Here is a 17,368-nt window from a genome sequence, read left to right on the forward strand (position 1 = left end):
AGACTTGCCAATGAGCCTGCGAGTCAGGCTGAGTATGAAGCCCCCTTCCAACGTGATGCCGCGCTTTCAACCGCCCGCCATTGTCGGATGCGAAGGTTTGGCGGCTCGCCAACATTATCCGCCCGCGGCGCCGACATTGCCGAACGGCGTCGCGGAGAATGCCGCCAGCACCGGATGGTTCCCAATGTCCGCCACCATCAGCTGACTGCGCCAACGCCTCTCTGACCCGCAGGCTGTGCCCGCAGCCACTAAAACCGTGCCCAGCCGTCAGCCTGGCTCACTCCTTCTCGATGCCGGCCTTGCGTATGATCTCGCCCCATTTCTGCGATTCCGCCGCCTGGAATTTCGCAAGTTCCTCTGGAGACGTGACGAATACCTCGGTGCCACTCGCGGCATAGAAGGCGCTGCCGGCCGCAGGGCTTTTCGCGGCACGCGACAGCAGTTCGTTCAGCCGGGAGACGACCGGCTGCGGCGTCTTGGCCGGTGCGTAGGCAGCAAACCAGTAGCCTATGTCATAGCCCTTGACCCCTGCTTCCTCGATGGTGGGAACATCCGGCGCCAGCGCAGACCTGGTCTTGGCCGAATAACCAAGCGGCCGCAGCTTGCCGCTGCGGATGTGGGGCATGCCGGTCGCGGTGTCGGTGATCATCATCTGGATCTGGCCGCCCAGCAGGTCGGTAATGGCAAAGGTGTTGCTCTTGTAAGGCACATGCAGCAATTCCACGCCCGCCAGCTGCTGGAACAGCTCGCCGGCGATCCGGCTGGACGAGCTGCCGCTGCCGAAGGTGATCTTGCCCGGCGTCTTCTTCGCCTGGGCAATGAACTCCTTCACGCTGGTCGCCGGAAAATCCGTGCTGACCACCATCATCTGTCCGCCCTTGCCCAAGGCCGTGATCGGGGCGAAATCCTTGACCGGGTCGTAGGGCAGTTTCTTGAACAGATGCTCCGCCGCCGCGTGGGTGGTGTTGGTCGTGATGAACACGGTGTAGCCGTCCGGCGCCGCGCGTGCCGCCTCGGTGGCGCCGATGAAACCGTTGGCGCCCGGCTTGTTGTCCACAATGACCTGCTGCTTGGTTTCCACGCTGACGGCCTGGCCGATCGCGCGCGCCAGCTGATCGGTTGCGGTACCGGCGGCAAAGGGCACCACGAAGCGGATCGGCTTTTCCGGAAAGGCGCCTTGTGCACAGGCGCCAGCGGCCGTCAGCATGCAACTCGCGGACAGGATGAAGCGCTGCAGATGGGTGATGGTCATGTCTTGTCTCCTTTTTGTATGGGAATGTGGGGCAATAGGGATGGCAGCCTGAACAGGCGCCTTTATGTCGCGGTGTCGGCCGGATCGGGACTGGTGCGCCGTTCCGCTTCCGGAATGTCCAGTGTCAGCAGCGCCGAGCTCAGGGTTTTGCCATGAGCGTCCAGGGCCAGCGAGCGGGTCACGCCGCCGGCCAGCGCCTCATGCAGCACGAAGTTCAGCGCGCCCAGGCCGGGCAGGGTGTAGCGCAGCACTTCGCCATGCACCACGGCGCGCAGGTGCTGTCGCACCCGGTCGGCAGTGAGCCAGCGCTCCAGCAGCGGATAGTCCGCCGGATCATAGGCAATCACCGAGATATTGGAAATATTGCCCTTGTCCCCCGCCCGGGCATGGGCAATGTCGCGCAGCAGCATCTCAGCTTTCCTCCATATGGACGGTGGTGACCACGGCCTCGCGCGGCAGCAGGGTGGACAGCACCGCGACCACGTCGCGCGCCGACTTCGCCGCGCCGCCGCCTGCCGCCGGGCCGCAGGTGTACAGGCTTTCCACTTCATTGGCGATGCGCATTGCCTCGCGCATGCTGTCGGTGCGGCCGGCGACGCGGATGCGCACTTCATAGGGCTCCACCGCCGCCATGCCGGACCGGCCGCCATGCATCGCATTCACGCCCAGCAGTTCGTAGCGCATTTCGCTGGCCTGCACGCCGGTCAGCTCCAGTCGTTCCTTCACGATCGCCAGCGCCAGTTCCGCCCGTGCCAGCGCGCCCGGGCCGGCATAGGACATCTGCCCTTCGCCGATATAGCTGTCGACATAGCCGACCGATACCTTCAACGTCGGCGGACGAGGGCGACCGGTCGCGCCGCTGATGCGCACCTGGTCGACGCCGATCTCTTCCATGCGCACATTGGAAAAGTCGGCGACCACGTCCGGCGTCAGGTAAGCGGCCGGATCATGGATCTCGTACAGCATCTGTTCCTTGCAGGTCGCCGCGCTGACCCGCCCGCCGCTGCCTGCCACCTTGCTGATGACGACATTGCCTTCGTGGTCGACTTCGCCGATCGGAAAGCCCAGGCGTGCCAGTCCGGGCACATCCTTGTAGCCGGGGTCGGCGAAATAGCCGCCGGTAATCTGGCCGGCACATTCCAGCAGATGGCCGACCAGCGTGCCCTGTCCCAGCCGCTGCCAGTCGTCCATGGCCCAGCCGAACTCATGAATCAGCGGCGCCAGCACCAGCGCGGGATCGGCGGCGCGGCCGGTGACGACGATGTCGGCGCCTTGCGCCAGCGCCTCCACCAGCGGCTGCGCCCCGAGATAGGCATTGGCCGACAGCAGCCGCTTTCCCAGCCGGTCCAGCGGCAGGCCGGCCTCATCCAGGTAACTGCCGCGACGCAGGATGTCGGTGACGTCGTCGCCCTGCACCGCCGCGACCTGGATGCCCGGCAGCTGTAATGACCGGGCAATCTCGCGGATGCGGGCGGCGGCGGCCAGCGGGTTGGCCGCGCCCATATTGGTGATGATGCGTATGCGTTTGGCCGCGCACAGCGGCAGCACGGCCCGCATGCGCTCTTCCAGCAGCGGATCGTAACCGGCAGCGGGGTCAGCCAGCCTGGCGCGCTGGGCCAGCGCAATCGTGCGTTCGGCCAGGCATTCGAAGACCAGGTAATCGATGTCGCCCTTTTCCGCCAGTTCAACGGCGGGTTCGATGCGGTCTCCCGAATAACCGGCGCCGCCGCCTATCCTGATGCGTTTCATCTCGCTCCCGAATCGCGCCAGCGACCGCCGACGACTGTATTGAACATGGCGCAGATTGTGGCGCCTGTTTTTCATTGAGTAAAATGGAAAAATGCGATCAATTCATCGTATTTCGAGATCAATCAATGAAGGCCAATATTTCCACCCGCCTGCTGCAGGCATTCGTCGCGCTGGACGAACTGAAGCATTTCACCCGCGCCGCCGAGCGCTGCCATACGTCCCAGTCGGCATTCAGCGTGATGATCAAAAAGCTCGAACACGCGGTCGGCGCCAGGCTGTTCGAACGCAGTACCCGCAAGGTGACGTTGACGCCGGAAGGCGAGCTGTTCGCACAGGTGGCGCGCAACCTGATCGGGGAAATCGATGCGGCCTTTGACGACATGGCCGAATACGTGGCGCGCCGTCGCGGACGGGTGTCCATCGCCGCGCTGCCGTCGCTGGCCGCCAAGGGTCTGCCAGCGGTCATTGCGCAGTACAGGACGCTTTACCCGGGCGTCACAGTGACCCTGCAGGACGCCTTGTCCGACCAGTGCCTGGCGCTGCTGCGGCAGGGCAAGGTGGATCTGGTGCTGACCGCGCCCGGCGCCAGCTTCGCCGAGTTCGAGACCAGCATGCTTTGCAGCGATCCCTTCTATCTAGTCTGTCGGGCCGACCATGCGCTGGCAAGGAAGCGCAAGGTCCGGGTCGCCGATCTCGCCGGGCATCCCGTCATCCATCTTGCCAAGTCGTCCAGCGTGCGCCAGCATGTCGACCTGCTGCTGCGCGGCGTCGACACCGCGCATGCGGGCTTCGAGGTCGAGCATCTGGCCACCGTGGCCGGCCTGGTGGAACAGGGACTGGGCATCAGCCTGGTGCCGGAACTGACCCTGTTCCAGTTCCGGCAGATGGGGCTGGTCGCTGTTCCGCTGGAGGCGGGCGAACCGATGCGCCCCATCCTGATCGTGAAGCGGCGCGATCAGGCCTTGTCGCTGGCTGCGCAGGCGATGCTGGCGCTGATCGAGAAGCACATACGGCCAGCCAGTTCGCTGCGCCGCCAGGAACTGGTCTGAAACACCGCTGTCGATGGCATCATGGGCATGTTGCAAGTCCGGCGAGAAGATTTCCTGTATGAACTTTTTGGCGCGGGCAATCCAAGTTTCTTTGCATATAACAAAACAAGCCATCGGCCCGGCGAGAATAAACACAATGCCGAATTCATCCTGCCTCCTGTCTACACTCACCCGTCCGGTCGCCAGCGCGGCACTGCGTTCGCATGTCGCCGGCCGCGCATGGCGCGGGGTCGCGCTGATGCTCCTGCCCGTGCTGTGCCACGCCGGCCAGGACAGGCTGATCATGGGCGGCGCGGACATGGCGGCCGAACTGCCGTCGCTGCCTGGCGAAGCACGGGCCGAGCAGGCCGACGCGCTCCACGTGGCGCCTGAAAGCATCGCTCTGCGCGACGGCGCCGCCGATAGCATGGTAGCCATGCGCCTGGATAACTACCGGGACGATCTGCCTTCGCTCTCTCTGGAAAAGGGCTGGCTGGTATCGAACCGTCTGGCCATGGGTGGCGCCTATACCGTGCGCAGCAAGGCATCCGAGCTGGTGCTCAATGCGGTGTATGCGACACGTCCCGATGCGCGCATCCTGCTGTCGATGTCGCAGCTGCGTGCCTCCGACGCGGCCTATGCGCAGAACGGCGACGCCAGGACCGTGCTCCAGACCAGCTATCTGTCGAGCTTCCGCAAGCAGTGGGGCAAGAGCAGGATGCTGCCCGAAGCCGGCGTGACGGTCTTCGTCTCACGCACGGCAGGCGCGGATCGCCGCAGCACGGCATCCGACGGGCTGGAAATGGGCACGCTGGCCGGTACCATGCTGAAACTGGCCGCGCGCCCGATGCTTCGCACCCGGGTCGAGCTGAGCTACCAGACAGAAAGCACGGCCTATGACAATCCGCTGACAGCCTATGCTCACGACAGGCAGGCGTCGGGCAGCCTGGATTATTCCCATACCTTCAATGACTGCAGCCGGCTGCACGGCCGCTATACCGGCGGCCACGGCCTGAGCAAGACCGATCTGGCCTACGAGAAGGGCGCATTCCGGCTGGGTTTCCTGCAGATCCGCGGCGCCGAGTACAGCGACAACCGGGTGCAGCTGCGCTACTCCCTGCCTCTGGGCCGCGCGCGCCATGCCAGCACTGTTTGCGATGGCGCGCCGGATGCGCCATCAGTCTTTCGCACCATGGTGGACGCCGCAACCACGCGCTCGCCCTATCTGCCCAGTTCGCCGGTCACCAGAACCGTGTCGGCCACGGAAGCGCCCGGCTAACCCGATAGCTGGTCGGCGCGTTCCCGCAGGCACGTCACCAGCATGGCAATCGCCGGCCGCTGCAGTGCCGATCGCCGTACCAGCACGCCAACCTCGCGCAGCAGCGCACGCCCCGGCAAGTCAAAGCGGCTGACGCTGCCGTCGCTCGTCGCCTGGATCAGGTCGCCTGGCACCACTGCCCAGCCCAGGCCTTCACGCACCATCTGCAGGATGACCGCCGGCTCATCCAGCTCCATGCCTTCCGTGACCCAGATCCGCTGCGTCCGCAGGAACTGGTCCACCAGCTGGCCGCCGTGGGAATGCCGGTTATAGCGGATGAAAGGCAGGCGCGCCGGCAGGGTTTTCAGGTCGCCCGGCACGCCGGGCGGCGCGATGCCGATATAGCGCTCGCGCATCACCGTCAGCCATTTCAGGTCGGCCGGTATGCCCAGCCGCGGACGGATCATCACCGCCAGGTCGAGTGCCTGGGTGTCGACCTGCGACAGCAGCTGCACCGACATGCCCGGCACGATGTTGATATGGACCGCCGGATGATGCCTGCGGAACTGCTGCAGCGCCCTGGGCAGCAGGGTTGCCTGGGCGGTCGATATGGCGCCCACCTCCAGCCGCGCCGGTTCGGCAGCGCCGCCGGGCTGTCCGCGCATGCCTTCGTAGAGCTCCAGCATGCGGGCCGCGTCCGCCATGATGCGGCGGCCTTCCGGCCCCAGTTTCACCGACTTGCCGGTGCGTTCGAACAGCTGGCAGCCGAGGTCTTCCTCCAGCTTGCGCATTTGCAGGCTGACGGCGGACTGCGTCAGGCCCAGGCGCTCGCCGGCTGCCGAAAAAGAGGCGGTTTCGGCGGCAACCAGGAACGTACGCAGGTAACGCAGCATGGGGCACTCTTTGGAGTAATTGGACCGAGCATGAGAATAACGCATGCTCAGCCTTGGCAAGACTCATTTCTGTTTCCCGCGCTGCCTTTATATAATCGTCTTCACTTCGAAATGCCCCGCCAACCATAAAGGATCATCATGCAAGCCACGCCGCTCTTCCATCTTGCCTTCCCCGTACATGACCTCGCCGCGGCGCGCAGCTTCTACGGCGAACTGCTGGGCTGCCCGGAAGGCCGCAGCTCGGACGCCTGGGTCGACTTCGATTTCTATGGCCACCAGGTAGTCGCCCATCTGGCGCCGGAAGAAACCGGCGCCAGCACGCGCAATGCGGTGGATGGCGACGACGTGCCGGTGCGCCATTTCGGCGCCATCCTGTCCATGGACCAATGGCAGTCGCTGGCCGACCGTCTCAAGGCCGCCGGCATACGCTTCATCATCGAGCCGCATATCCGCTTCAAGGGCCAGACTGGCGAACAGGCCACCATGTTCTTCCTTGACCCGTCGGGCAATGCGCTGGAATTCAAGGCGTTTGGCGACATGAGCCAGGTATTCGCCAAATAAGCCAGTCCATCCCGACGACATAACGACTCAAGGAGCAGCCATGCCCGTGTTTGATGAATCCGCCAAAGGCGTCTATCTGATCACCGTCACGCCGTTCTCGGATAACGGCGCGCTCGACCTCGACAGCACCGACCGCATGGTCGACTTCTGCCTGGAGAGCGGCGTCGACGGCCTGACCATCCTCGGCATCATGGGCGAGGCCACCAAGCTGACCGCCGAGGAATCGCGGATATTCGCCAGGCGGGTGCTGGACCGGGTCCGGGGCCGCGTGCCGGTGATCGTCGGCGCTTCCGCGCCTGGTTTTGCGCCCATGGGCGAACTGGCGAAAAGCGTGATGGACATGGGCGCGGCCGGCGTCATGGTGGCGCCGGCATCGACCCTGCGTACCGACGACCAGATCATTGCCTATTTCGACATGGTGACCGAGACCTTGGGCGACAAGGTGCCCTGGGTATTGCAGGACCATCCGGTCTCGACGGGCGTGCAGATGGCCACGCCGGTGGTGCTGCGCATCATGAAGAATGCGCCGAGCTGCGTGATGCTCAAGCACGAGGACAGTCCGGGCCTGGCCAAGCTGAGCGCGATTCGCGCCGCCAGCGACCGCGGCGAAGTACGCCGCCTGTCCATCCTGGCCGGCAATGGCGGCGGCCTGTTCCTGCCGGAAGAACTGAGCCGCGGCGCGGACGGCGCCATGACCGGCTTCGCCTACCTGGAAATGATGGTGGAAGTTTGCCGCGCCCATGCCGCCGGCAATGTCGAGCAGGCGCATGACATTTTTGACGCTTACCTGCCACTGGCGCGCTATGAACAGCAGACCGGCGTCGGGCTGGCCGTGCGCAAGTACATCCTGGCCCAGCGCGGCGTGATTGCCTCGTCGGCAGTACGCAAGCCCGGCCCGAAACTGTCCGCCCAGGACATTGCCGACATCGAACTGCTGACCCGCCGGCAGGAAAAGCGCCTGCGCGAGATTCAATAAGCCCCACAGGATGAACATGACACCAGAACAGATAGCCGCCGCCTTCCGCCAAGCCAGGCAGGCAGGCACCGCGCTCGACGCTTATCCGGCAGACGAACTGCCGGCCAGCCTGGAGAGCGCCTACGCCATCCAGGAAACCGCAATAGACGCTTGGGACGACCGGGTCGCCGGATGGAAGGTGGCCGCGGTCCAGCCTGCCTTTCGCGAGAAATACCCGGCCGAGCGTCTTGCCGGCCCCGTGTTTTCGCGCACCGTCAGGCAAGGCGGGGAAACTGCCGCGGAAGTGCCGGTGATCGAGAATGGTTATGCGGCGGTGGAGGCGGAATTCGCGGTCCGTATCGCCAGGACCATCCCGCCACTGCCGGCTGACGCCGATCCGGCCAGCCTGCTGCCGTATGTGGAAGGGGTGTACGCCGCATTCGAAATCGCCGCCAGCCCCCTGGCGACCCTGAGCGCGCTCGGGCCCGGCGCCGTGATCAGCGACTTCGGCAACAACAGCGGGCTGGTGCTCGGCCCGCGTTTGCCGATGACCGTGCTGACCGAGCCTTCATCCGCCACTGCAGTCACCGAGATCAATGGCGCCAAGGCAGGCGAGGGCGGTGCCGCCAGGGTGCCGGGTGGCCCGCTGGCGGCGGTGCTGTTCCTGGCCCGGCATCTAGCCGCGCGCGGGCGCAGCCTGAACGAAGGCGACTGGGTGTCCACCGGAGCCGCCACCGGCATTCATCCTGTCAGGCCAGGCGACGCGGCCCGCGCAGTGTTCAATGACACGCATGTCGTCTCGGCGGTGATCGTCAGGGCAGTCTCCTAGACTTTCGGTTCGGCAGGGCGTGACCAGATGGTGCTATCGACCTTGCTTGCCAGTTCCGGAAAACGGGCAATGTCGAACACCGGTTTCGCGCCTGCCTTGCGCTGCCGCCGGTAGTCGTGCGTCAGCTTGGCCACGGTGCCCGACAGCAGCACGATGGCAATCATATTGACCGTGGCCATCAGGCCCATCGACGCATCGGCCGCGTTGAACACCGTGGTCACGCTTTCCAGCGCACCCCAGACCACCATGGCCAGCACGGCCAGTCGCAACAGCGTAATGCCGGTGCGACCACCGGCACGCAGGAAGGTCATGGCATTCTCGGCATAGCTGTAATTGCCGATGATGGAAGTGAAGGCGAAGAAAAAGATCGCGATAGCGACAAAATCGTCGCCGGCGCCGCCAATGTGCATGCGCATGGCGGCCTGGGTCAGCGGCGTGCCGGTCAGGCCGGAGCCTGGCACCAGTGCTCCCGAGAGCAGGATCAGAAAGGCCGTGGCGCTGCAGATCAGCAGCGTGTCGATGAATACGCCTAGGGCCTGCACCAGTCCCTGGGCGGAAGGATGATGCGGGTCCGGCGTGGCCACCGCGGCGATATTGGGCGCCGAGCCCATGCCGGCCTCGTTGGAGAACAGGCCGCGCTTCACACCGTTGAGCATCGCGCCGGCAACGCCGCCTGCCGCCGCATCCAGGCCAAAAGCGCTGCCGATGATCATGCCGAATATCCGGGGCACTTCGGTGATGTGGACCACAATCACGTACAGCGTCACCAGCAGATAGGCCAGCGCCATGAAGGGCACCACCACCTCCGACACCCGCGCCACCTGGCGGATGCCGCCAAAGATCACGAACCCGGTTGCCAGCGCCAGCCCGATGCCCACCCACAAACGGGAAAAGCCGAAAGCGCCTTCCATGGATTCGGCAATCGAATTGGCCTGCACCGCGTTGAACACCAGGCCGAACGCCAGGATAAGGCAGACCGAAAAAAGCGCGCCGGCCCACGGCGCCTTGAGCCCATGGGCCATGTAGAAGGCTGGTCCGCCACGATAGTCGCCATCCTCGTTTCTGGTCTTGTAGAGCTGGGCCAGCGTCGACTCCGCATAGGCGGTCGCCATGCCGAGCGTGGCAACCATCCACATCCAGAAGATCGCACCCGGCCCGCCGAGATAGAGGGCTACCGCGACGCCGGCGATGTTGCCGGTGCCAACGCGCGATGCCAGGCTGGTGCAAAGTGCCTGGAACGGCGTGATGCCGGCGCTGTCCTTCCCCTTCTTGCCGATCACGTTGCGCAGCATCTCCGGAAACAGCGCGAATTGGACGAAGACAAGGCGAATCGTGAAATACAGGCCCAGCGCAAGCAGGCCGTAGATCAGGAGGTAGCTCCAGAAGATCTTGTTGACGACGTCGATGATGGTGTCCATTACGCTTCATTCCCCGGTGAAGGTTCGGCGTTGCGAACCGAATAGATTCAGTAGCGCAGAGCATGAACTTGTTCGGTGTCCGATCAGGCACCGTTGCCGCACTGCGTGGAGCGCTTCCGGCATCATGCCAAATCGGGCACCGGGTAACCCGACATTGCGCAACTGTCCAGTATGGTTTCGCGGAGCCAGGATGCATTCATGGGGAAACCCGGTCGGAAGGGCTGGCCTTTGCCGCTCCATACGCAGCAAACCGGCAAGCCGGGACGCATGCCAATGCCTGCGCGCCGATGTTGCGTGGAGCCGAGACGGCAGGCTTGCCGCGCCTTGGGCTCGCCGCAACGCATTCATGGCGCGACAACGCCCAGGCTCCGTTGCCCGTCGCCGTCAGGAGATCAAGCGACCAGGGAATGAATGCACGCGGCACCGCCATGAATGGCAGTTCGCATGGACAACAGCGAGAGCACGGCGCCTGCGCTGCTGGCGCCGTGCTGCATTGCATCGCAGGCTATTTCAGCAGGCCCGCATTCCTTGCATCTTCCAGATATTGCCTGCTGCGCTTGGCAAGGAAGTCGGGCATCTCTTCCAGGCCGACATCGACCAGGTCATAGCCGCCGTCCACCAGCTTCTTGCGGCTTTCCGGGTCGCGGTTGAGTTCGCCCATCATGTTCGATACCTGTTGCTGCACTTCACGCGGCGTGCCCTTGGGCACGGCAATGCCGCGGTAAGCGCCATCGACCCAGTTCAGGCCCAGTTCCTTGAAGGTCGGCACATCCGGGAAGGCCGGATGACGCTTTTCCGACGCCACTGCAAGCAGGCGCATATTGCCCTTCTGCTGCACCGCCATGGGCAGATAGGTCATCGCGGCGTTCACATGGCCGCCCATCACCGAGGCAATCAGGTCGCCAGTACCCTTGAAAGGCACGTAGGTCGTCTTGATGCCGGCCAGCTTGTCGAGCCGTTCATGCGCCATGTGGTTGGCCGACATGCTGCCCGAGCCGGCAAAACTCACCATGCCCGGCTTGTCCCTGGCTGCCTGGATCAGGTCTTCATAGGATTTGATCGGGCTGCTGGCCGGCACCACGATGGCATCCGGCGTGAAATGGTAAAAGTAGACCGGTGTGATGTCCTCGGTCTTGTAGTTCACAGATCCCTCCAGCGGCTGCAGCACGATATGCGGCAGGTTGACGCCGGCAATCGTATAACCGTCGGCCGGCAGGCTGTTGAGCTGCGCCCACACCAGGCCCCCGCCAGCGCCGGGACGATTGACCACGACCATGGACTGCTTGTACTTGCTCCTGAAGACTTCCGATTGCAGCCGCGCCACATAGTCGGATTCACCGCCGGGCGTGAACGGGATGATGTATTGCACCTGTTTATCGGGATAGGCAGCATGGGCACTCAGGCTCATGACGAGCGCCGCCAGACCTGCGCCAGCGAATTTGGCAAGTTTCATGATTGTCTCCGTAATGGTTGTAAGCGCCAGTCCGCCCTGGCCATATTGTCAGCCTGCTATCAGCGGTGCGCCTGGCAATTGTACGTCGCAAGCCGTGACTTGCATTGCCGTTTTGATCATTGATGGAATCAGGACAAAGCAGCGGGAGTGCGGATGATTTCGTGTCGGCGAAGGCCCGGGTTCAGGCGATGTGGCTGGAAACATGTTGCATATGCCGCTGCTGATCACAGCCCGGGCTGTAGGGGCAGGGCGGCATACGGCGATGCAATTGTGCGTCAGTCCATGGCCCGGTCCTGCGCCCGGCCAGCATGGCCAGCGGCACCACGGATATGTTCATTCACAGCCAGTACGTGTGACAGCAACACCGCCACAAGCTGGAACAGCGCCGGATCGATCGCCGCGTCCACCGGCAATCTGTAAAGCTGTTCCAGCAGGGCGGCATCACGCACAAGGCGCGGACCGCTGGCATGCAGGGTCGCGGACAGCAATGCGTCAGTCGCCGGCCCGGCAGCCTTCAACACCACCGTGGGTAGCTGCTGGGCTGACTCGTCATAAGACAAGCCAACCACACGCGGCAATGAAGGATTCGTCATCTCACGCCACCATCCTGAAGCTGCCGCCTGCCACCACCCGCTCCATCACGCTGCGCACTACCGGGTCATTCTCCCCATGCGGCGCAACACCGTAGCGGACGCCATCCACTGTCCAGCCCAGCGCTGCCAGGGCACTGCCGAGCTGTCCGTGGTGACTGCCCAGCATTTCGGCGCCGTCCGCCGAGCCTGCCAGAAGATCAATGGCGATGTGGCGGTCAACCGCCCGTGCGGTCAGCTCGACCTTGCCCAGGCTGTCGAGATCGAGGGCGATACGCAGCGTGCGCTGCTTCAGCTCGGGCTGCAGCTCAGCCTGATCGGACTCGTCGAACAGCGCAATCCTGAATTCCACCAACCTGCCGTCAATGCACAGCGGAAGACTCATCATCCTGTGCGCCATCGCGCCGGGCGGCTGCACGTTCAGCAAATGTCTGGCAAGCGCCGCCCACCACGAACCAGCCTGCCGGTCTGCCTCGCCATTGTGATCCTGCGCCGGATCGCCGGCTGGCTCGCCGAACAGCGCCTCCCTGTTGGCGCCGAGTTCATGTTCAACGGCTTTAGCCAGAAACGACGCATCGGTGTCGACAAGCTGGTTTCGTGGACCAGGAACAGCCCCGGGCATGGCCACGGTTGCCGTCAAACCTTGCTGACTCTGACCCAGCAAAGGCTTGCCCGCCAGTGCATGGGTTAGCGCCTGCAGCGCGACCGCGTGTAGTGGCAGGCCAATGTGATGAATTGTCAGCGCGCTGAGAATGGCGCGTTCCGCGCCGTGACTGCTTGCCAGCTGCGCCAGCGAGCGCCATTGCGCAGGGTCCAGGGCATCCGCATGCCGCTGATAAAGGCGCAAAGCCTGTGGGTCATCCTGGCGCATCAGCCATGCCGGTATCGCTGCATCGGCTGCTTCCTGCCGCGTCTGCCCTTGCGGCGCGGTTACCATTTTTTCCAGAACGACCTGTTCTCCGAGCGCCACTACCCGGCCGCGCAACACATCGCCTTGCTGAAGCGGTACCGCACTGTCGACGACCCGCTCCTGGCCATTGAACTCCATCAGGTAACGACCGCCCTGAAAGGCCCGCGTAACGCGGCCTTCAAGCATCTGGCCCAGGGTCAGGCTGCGTTCCAGCGCCCCGCCGCCCTGAAAGCGCAGCAGCGGCGCAATGCCGGATAGCCAGGCGGGCACTGCACTGGCTGGCGCAAGGCCCGCGGGATCAATGCTCACAGCGTCACCATGCCAAAGGAGCGCAGTGCCACATGGGACGGCACTTCCGTCATTGCCACGACTGAAAGCTGCGGTATCACGCGCTCGGTCAGGCTGCGCAGGTGGCGGCGCAACTCAGGCGCGCAGATCAGCACAGGCATCAGGTTGCTCTTGACCATGCGTTCAACCTGACCGGAAAGCCGGGTCAGCACCTGCTCGGCAAACCGCGGTTCCAACACCAGCCCTGCCTGCTCGCCCGGGTTGCGCAGGCTGCCGGCAATGGTTTGCTCAATCGCGGGATCGAGCGTCAGAACCGCCAGCTCGCTGCCTTTGCCAAGAAGGCTTTGGCATATGGTGGCGCCGAGGCGAGAACGCACCAGTTCCGTCAGTTGATCCGGGTCCCGTACCTGGCGGCCGCTGTCGGCAAGGACTTCCAGTATCAAAGCCAGATTTCGGATGGATACCTTTTCACGCAGGAGATTCTGCAGTACCCGTTGCACCTCGGACAGGGTCAGGGTGGCCGGAATCAGCTCTTCCACCAGGCTGGCATTGGACTTGCGCACATTGCCAATGAGCCGCTCGACTTCCGCGCGGGATAGCAGCAACGCCGCATGCTTGCGCAGCACTTCGCCAAGATGCGTGATGAAAACCGTAGCCGGGTCAACCAATGTGTAGCCAGCATGGCGGGCCTCTGCCCGCTGCTCTTCCAGCAACCACACTGCGGGCAGGCCGTAACTCGGATCCCGTATTTCAATACCATGCAGCGCATGCGCGCCACCGCTCGGGTGCAAGCCCAGAATCCGATCGGGAACCAGTTCGCCTTCGGCAAGGCGATTGCCGTAAAGCTGGATGTCGTACATCGCAGGAGGCAGCCGCCGTTCATCACGAATGCGCACTGTAGGCAACACGAAGCCGGCTTCGAGCGCATAGTTTTTACGAAAGGCCGCAACACGCTCCATCAGCGCCGCGTTGCCGTCGCCCAGCAAGGGCACCAGCTCCTGACCGACGCGCACTTCGATCGGGTCCACCGGGAGCAGGTCATACAGGGCTTCCGGCGTGTTCGCGGGCGGCGCATCCGGCGGCTCCATGCCTGCCTGTTCCGGCGGCTGCCGGCTGCGCGCCAAGTACCATGCAGCGCCGAACAACAGCATCAGGGCAAGCACCGGGAACACAGGCAGGCCGGGAAGCAGCAGCAGCAAGGTCAGTGCCACGAGGACGATGCCCAGCGTCTTCGGAAACAGCGACAGTTGCCGGTACACCTCGCTGCTGAGCTTGTCATCCGCGGCTGAACGGGTGACGATGATGCCGGTTCCCAAAGCAATGACCAGCGCCGGAACCTGCGTAACGATTCCATCCCCGATGGTCAGCAGCGTGAAGGTGCGTAATGCCTCGTCCCACTTCATGCCCATCTGGAGCACGCCGATAGCCCAGCCCCCGATGATATCGATAGCCAGGATGATGATGCCGGCAATGGCATCGCCCTTGACGAACTTGCTGGCGCCATCCATCGCCCCGTAAAAGTTCGCCTCCTTTTCAATATTCTTTCGCCGCCGCTGCGCCTCGGCCTGGTCGATGAAACCCATATTGAGGTCGGCGTCGATGCTCATCTGCTGGCCAGGCATGCTGTCGAGCGTAAAGCGTGCTGCCACTTCAGCCACGCGCTGCGCGCCGTTGGTAATGACGACATACTGCACCACCACCAGGATCAGAAAGACGATCAGGCCAATCACATAGTTGCCGCCGACGACATAAGTGCCGATTGCGCCGATCACCCGACCGCCGTCGGCGCTGGAGAGGATCAGGCGGGTCGCCGCCACATTCAGCGAAAGCCGCAGCAGCGTGGCAATCAGCAGCAGCGAAGGAAAGGTCGAGAACTGTGCGGGCGACTCGGTGTAGAACGTCAGCATCAGCAACAGCAGCGCCAGGCAGAAATTGGCAAGAATCAGAAAGTCCAGAAGCCTTGACGGGATGGGGGTGAAAAGCACCACCAGAATGCCGATGGTGAAAAACACGAGAAGCAGGTCGGCTTGCCGGCCCATCAGTCGACGCAGCGCAATCATGGCCGCACCTCGGAAAGACGCATTACCGTGCGGCCCCGCAGCCAGATCAGTATGCGCGCTACGTCGAGGTAGAAAGATGTCGCTATCGGCTGGCCCAGCGCACTCGCGCGAAACAGCGACGCGGCCAGCCTGCGGTTCTGAACAATCGGCACCTTGTGGCGCCATGCCATTTCCCGCATCAGCCCGGCGAGCTGGCCCGCTCCTTTGGCCAGAACGACCGGTGCCGGCATCGTGCCATCGTCATACTTCAAGGCGATGGCAAGGCGTGTTGGATTGGTGATCAGCACATCGGCTTCCTTCACCTTGCGCAGCGATCCGCTGCGCTGCCGCGCCTCCTTTTGCAAGGCCCTCTGACGCGCGCGTATCCGTGGGTCGCCTTCGCGCTGCTTGTGTTCGTCGAGCATCTCGCGCCGGCTCATCATCATGCGTTTCATGTAATCGCGGCGCGACAGCATGATGTCCAGCAGCACCACCGGCACGAGCGCCAGCAGGCACCACAACAGCATTTGCACGACAAGCTTGAGCAGTACGGCGGGGAAGATGCGGACATCGCCTTGCAGCAGGCCGAGCAGCGCAGGAAGCGCATGCTTGATGAAAAGCCAGATCACCGCAGATAGGATGATGGCCTTCAGCACCGCGCGGACGCTGTCGAAGACCAGCTTCATGTTAAAGAAGCGCTTGAATCCTTCTGCAAAATTGAGGCGCTTGAAATCAGGTTTGACGGGAGTGAAGCTCAGCACGGGGCCGGTCTGAACCATCGTTGCCAGCACGCCTGCTGCCATCAAGGCCGCGAACGTCGCTGCCCACAACCTGAGGTTCGCTACGAGCATAGCCGTGGCGAGAGGGCCCAGGCCGGCAGCTGCGGTGGCCCGGCCTGCCTGAGACAAGCCAGCGGCAAACAGGCGTTGCAGACCGGTGAATATCTCCCGGCCCGAGAAATACAGCATGGCAGCAAGCACCGCCAGCGACATGAACGAATTGAAATCCATTCCCTTGGGCACCGAGCCTTTCCTTCGTGCCTGCTGTAATTTCCAGGGAGTCGCTTTCTCATTACGCTGCTGGTCTTGTTCGGCCACTCTATCTCCTCGGGAGCGCTTCCCAGTAAATGAACATCGATTCGAAAATTCTTGACAGCACGGGGCCCGTGAAAGGCGCCGACAACGCTAGGACCGACAGTCCTGCAAAGATCTTTACCGGAATTGACAGCAAAAAGACATTTGCCTGCGGCAGCAAACGTGCCACCACGCTCATGCCGATATCAACCAGAAATACAGCGGCGACCGCGGCGCCAACCAATGTCATACCGAGGCTGAACATGACGCCGAACTGGGCCAGGATGACTGTCACGGGAACCTCTGATGGACTGGTTCCAAGCGGCGCCGTCGAAATCGATGCCGCGAGCGCCCGTAGCACCATGTGGTGTCCATTGATCGACAGGAAGGCCGCAATGCCGGTCAGTTCGAGCAGCAGGCCCAGAAGGGGCGTTTGCATCCGCGTCGCCGGGTCCAACAGCGTTGCCACCCCAAAACCCATCTGCAGATCGAGCACGCGACCGCCAAGCAGGAAAGCGGCAAATGCCGTGCTGACCCCAAAGCCCAACATGCCACCCCAGATCACCTCATTGATCAGGGCCATCAGCAGCCCAGCGGTGTTCAGTGCGGCCGCATACATTGGTGGATGCATGCCAAGGACAAGGCAGGATGACAGCGCAATCAGCGCCAGCACGCGTATGCGCGCGGGTATCCCGCTAGCCCCGATAAGCGGGGTCATGAACAGCACCATGCCAATGCGCACGGACAACAGCAGCCCTGTGACCAGCGGCGTAATGTCGATCGTGAAGCTGTTCATAAATAGGAGGGAATGGAAGCAACCATCGCCGTGGCAAAGGAAACCACCCGACGCAACATCCATGGTCCGGCTATCACCATCACCGCCACCACAGCGAGCAACTTTGGAACAAAGCTTAAAGACATTTCCTGAATTTGCGTAACCACCTGAAAAATGCTGACCAGCAAGCCAACCACCAGCGCAGTAAGGAGCACTGGCCCTGACACCAGCACGGCGGCCCATAGGGTTCTGGATGTCAGCATGATTGCCAGGTCGACGGACATGTAAGCGCCACTC

At 63.4% G+C, this 17,368-nt stretch carries 17 protein-coding genes; 5 read left to right on the forward strand and 12 right to left on the reverse strand.

Going from position 1 to position 17,368, the window contains the following annotated elements; genetic code table 11:
* Positions 1-277: 277 nt before the first annotated feature.
* From ABC383_RS20230 to ABC383_RS20240, 3 genes are all read right to left on the reverse strand, one after another.
* The gene (locus ABC383_RS20230) at positions 278-1,207 is read right to left on the reverse strand and encodes a Bug family tripartite tricarboxylate transporter substrate binding protein (RefSeq protein WP_413017379.1); all 930 of its coding nucleotides are present in this window, start codon (positions 1,205-1,207) and stop codon (positions 278-280) included.
* Positions 1,208-1,314: 107 nt separating this feature from the next.
* The gene (locus ABC383_RS20235; RefSeq protein WP_413016618.1) at positions 1,315-1,662 is read right to left on the reverse strand and encodes an AtuA-related protein; all 348 of its coding nucleotides are present in this window, start codon (positions 1,660-1,662) and stop codon (positions 1,315-1,317) included.
* Between the two features lies 1 nt (position 1,663).
* On the reverse strand, positions 1,664-3,001 hold the full coding sequence (locus ABC383_RS20240; RefSeq protein ID WP_413016619.1) for an acyclic terpene utilization AtuA family protein: 1,338 nt from the start codon (positions 2,999-3,001) through the stop codon (positions 1,664-1,666).
* 125 nt (positions 3,002-3,126) lie between these two features.
* On the opposite strand from ABC383_RS20240, the gene ABC383_RS20245 reads away from it, so the two are divergent.
* Together ABC383_RS20245 and ABC383_RS20250 are read left to right on the forward strand one after the other, a co-directional pair.
* The gene (locus ABC383_RS20245; RefSeq protein WP_413016621.1) at positions 3,127-4,050 is read left to right on the forward strand and encodes a LysR family transcriptional regulator; all 924 of its coding nucleotides are present in this window, start codon (positions 3,127-3,129) and stop codon (positions 4,048-4,050) included.
* Positions 4,051-4,186: 136 nt separating this feature from the next.
* Positions 4,187-5,308: a hypothetical protein gene (locus ABC383_RS20250; RefSeq protein WP_413016623.1), complete on the forward strand. Its 1,122-nt coding sequence runs from the start codon at positions 4,187-4,189 to the stop codon at positions 5,306-5,308.
* Here ABC383_RS20250 and ABC383_RS20255 read toward each other — a convergent pair.
* A complete protein-coding gene (locus tag ABC383_RS20255; protein WP_413016624.1) occupies positions 5,305-6,180 on the reverse strand; it encodes a LysR family transcriptional regulator in 876 nt (291 codons plus the stop codon). The genes ABC383_RS20250 and ABC383_RS20255 overlap by 4 nt on opposite strands.
* A gap of 138 nt (positions 6,181-6,318) precedes the next feature.
* Between ABC383_RS20255 and ABC383_RS20260 the strand changes: the two genes are divergently transcribed.
* Genes ABC383_RS20260 through ABC383_RS20270 form a run of 3 tightly spaced genes read left to right on the forward strand, consistent with a single transcriptional unit; the run spans position 6,319 to position 8,525 of the window.
* The gene (locus tag ABC383_RS20260) at positions 6,319-6,741 is read left to right on the forward strand and encodes a VOC family protein (RefSeq protein WP_413016626.1); all 423 of its coding nucleotides are present in this window, start codon (positions 6,319-6,321) and stop codon (positions 6,739-6,741) included.
* Positions 6,742-6,781: 40 nt separating this feature from the next.
* Positions 6,782-7,717 (forward strand): dihydrodipicolinate synthase family protein, encoded by a 936-nt coding sequence (locus ABC383_RS20265; protein ID WP_413016628.1) that lies wholly within the window; start codon positions 6,782-6,784, stop codon positions 7,715-7,717.
* Positions 7,718-7,733: 16 nt separating this feature from the next.
* Entirely contained in the window at positions 7,734-8,525 is a 792-nt protein-coding gene (locus ABC383_RS20270) for a 2-keto-4-pentenoate hydratase (protein WP_413016629.1), read from the forward strand.
* Here the strand turns inward: ABC383_RS20270 and ABC383_RS20275 are convergent.
* From ABC383_RS20275 to fliQ, 8 genes are all read right to left on the reverse strand, one after another.
* Positions 8,522-9,943 (reverse strand): alanine/glycine:cation symporter family protein, encoded by a 1,422-nt coding sequence (locus tag ABC383_RS20275; RefSeq protein WP_413016631.1) that lies wholly within the window; start codon positions 9,941-9,943, stop codon positions 8,522-8,524. The two genes, ABC383_RS20270 and ABC383_RS20275, sit on opposite strands and share 4 nt — an antisense overlap.
* Before the next feature lie 505 nt (positions 9,944-10,448).
* Positions 10,449-11,396: a Bug family tripartite tricarboxylate transporter substrate binding protein gene (locus ABC383_RS20280; protein WP_413016632.1), complete on the reverse strand. Its 948-nt coding sequence runs from the start codon at positions 11,394-11,396 to the stop codon at positions 10,449-10,451.
* A gap of 275 nt (positions 11,397-11,671) precedes the next feature.
* On the reverse strand, positions 11,672-11,989 hold the full coding sequence (locus ABC383_RS20285) for a hypothetical protein (RefSeq protein WP_413016634.1): 318 nt from the start codon (positions 11,987-11,989) through the stop codon (positions 11,672-11,674).
* 1 nt (position 11,990) lies between these two features.
* A complete protein-coding gene (gene fliK, locus ABC383_RS20290; RefSeq protein WP_413016636.1) occupies positions 11,991-13,166 on the reverse strand; it encodes a flagellar hook-length control protein FliK in 1,176 nt (391 codons plus the stop codon).
* A gap of 35 nt (positions 13,167-13,201) precedes the next feature.
* Positions 13,202-15,244: a flagellar biosynthesis protein FlhA gene (locus ABC383_RS20295; protein ID WP_413016638.1), complete on the reverse strand. Its 2,043-nt coding sequence runs from the start codon at positions 15,242-15,244 to the stop codon at positions 13,202-13,204.
* Positions 15,241-16,320 (reverse strand): EscU/YscU/HrcU family type III secretion system export apparatus switch protein, encoded by a 1,080-nt coding sequence (locus ABC383_RS20300; RefSeq protein WP_413016639.1) that lies wholly within the window; start codon positions 16,318-16,320, stop codon positions 15,241-15,243. The genes ABC383_RS20295 and ABC383_RS20300 overlap by 4 nt, the downstream gene beginning before the upstream one ends.
* 1 nt (position 16,321) lies before the next feature.
* Positions 16,322-17,092, reverse strand: a complete 771-nt coding sequence (locus ABC383_RS20305) for a flagellar biosynthetic protein FliR (protein WP_413016641.1) — start codon at positions 17,090-17,092, stop codon at positions 16,322-16,324.
* Positions 17,089-17,355, reverse strand: coding sequence for a flagellar biosynthesis protein FliQ (gene fliQ, locus ABC383_RS20310; protein WP_413016643.1), 267 nt, complete (start codon positions 17,353-17,355; stop codon positions 17,089-17,091). The genes ABC383_RS20305 and fliQ overlap by 4 nt, the downstream gene beginning before the upstream one ends.
* Positions 17,356-17,368: the final 13 nt, after the last annotated feature.

Origin of the sequence: Noviherbaspirillum phoenicis, assembly GCF_047237965.1 — a bacterium.
GTDB lineage: Bacteria > Pseudomonadota > Gammaproteobacteria > Burkholderiales > Burkholderiaceae_D > Noviherbaspirillum_A.

Excerpts from the sequence above, each read along its gene's own strand:
- ABC383_RS20280 (WP_413016632.1), bottom strand. The coding sequence starts at position 11,396 with ATGAAACTTGCCAAATTCGCTGGCGCAGGTCTGGCGGCGCTCGTCATG.
- ABC383_RS20285 (WP_413016634.1), bottom strand. The coding sequence starts at position 11,989 with ATGACGAATCCTTCATTGCCGCGTGTGGTTGGCTTGTCTTATGACGAG.
- ABC383_RS20270 (WP_413016629.1), top strand. The coding sequence starts at position 7,734 with ATGACACCAGAACAGATAGCCGCCGCCTTCCGCCAAGCCAGGCAGGCA.
- ABC383_RS20235 (WP_413016618.1), bottom strand. The coding sequence starts at position 1,662 with ATGCTGCTGCGCGACATTGCCCATGCCCGGGCGGGGGACAAGGGCAAT.
- ABC383_RS20250 (WP_413016623.1), top strand. The coding sequence starts at position 4,187 with ATGCCGAATTCATCCTGCCTCCTGTCTACACTCACCCGTCCGGTCGCC.
- ABC383_RS20275 (WP_413016631.1), bottom strand. The coding sequence starts at position 9,943 with ATGGACACCATCATCGACGTCGTCAACAAGATCTTCTGGAGCTACCTC.
- ABC383_RS20260 (WP_413016626.1), top strand. The coding sequence starts at position 6,319 with ATGCAAGCCACGCCGCTCTTCCATCTTGCCTTCCCCGTACATGACCTC.
- ABC383_RS20230 (WP_413017379.1), bottom strand. The coding sequence starts at position 1,207 with ATGCTGACGGCCGCTGGCGCCTGTGCACAAGGCGCCTTTCCGGAAAAG.
- ABC383_RS20255 (WP_413016624.1), bottom strand. The coding sequence starts at position 6,180 with ATGCTGCGTTACCTGCGTACGTTCCTGGTTGCCGCCGAAACCGCCTCT.
- ABC383_RS20265 (WP_413016628.1), top strand. The coding sequence starts at position 6,782 with ATGCCCGTGTTTGATGAATCCGCCAAAGGCGTCTATCTGATCACCGTC.
- ABC383_RS20295 (WP_413016638.1), bottom strand. The coding sequence starts at position 15,244 with ATGATTGCGCTGCGTCGACTGATGGGCCGGCAAGCCGACCTGCTTCTC.
- ABC383_RS20245 (WP_413016621.1), top strand. The coding sequence starts at position 3,127 with ATGAAGGCCAATATTTCCACCCGCCTGCTGCAGGCATTCGTCGCGCTG.
- ABC383_RS20240 (WP_413016619.1), bottom strand. The coding sequence starts at position 3,001 with ATGAAACGCATCAGGATAGGCGGCGGCGCCGGTTATTCGGGAGACCGC.
- fliQ (WP_413016643.1), bottom strand. The coding sequence starts at position 17,355 with ATGTCCGTCGACCTGGCAATCATGCTGACATCCAGAACCCTATGGGCC.
- ABC383_RS20305 (WP_413016641.1), bottom strand. The coding sequence starts at position 17,092 with ATGAACAGCTTCACGATCGACATTACGCCGCTGGTCACAGGGCTGCTG.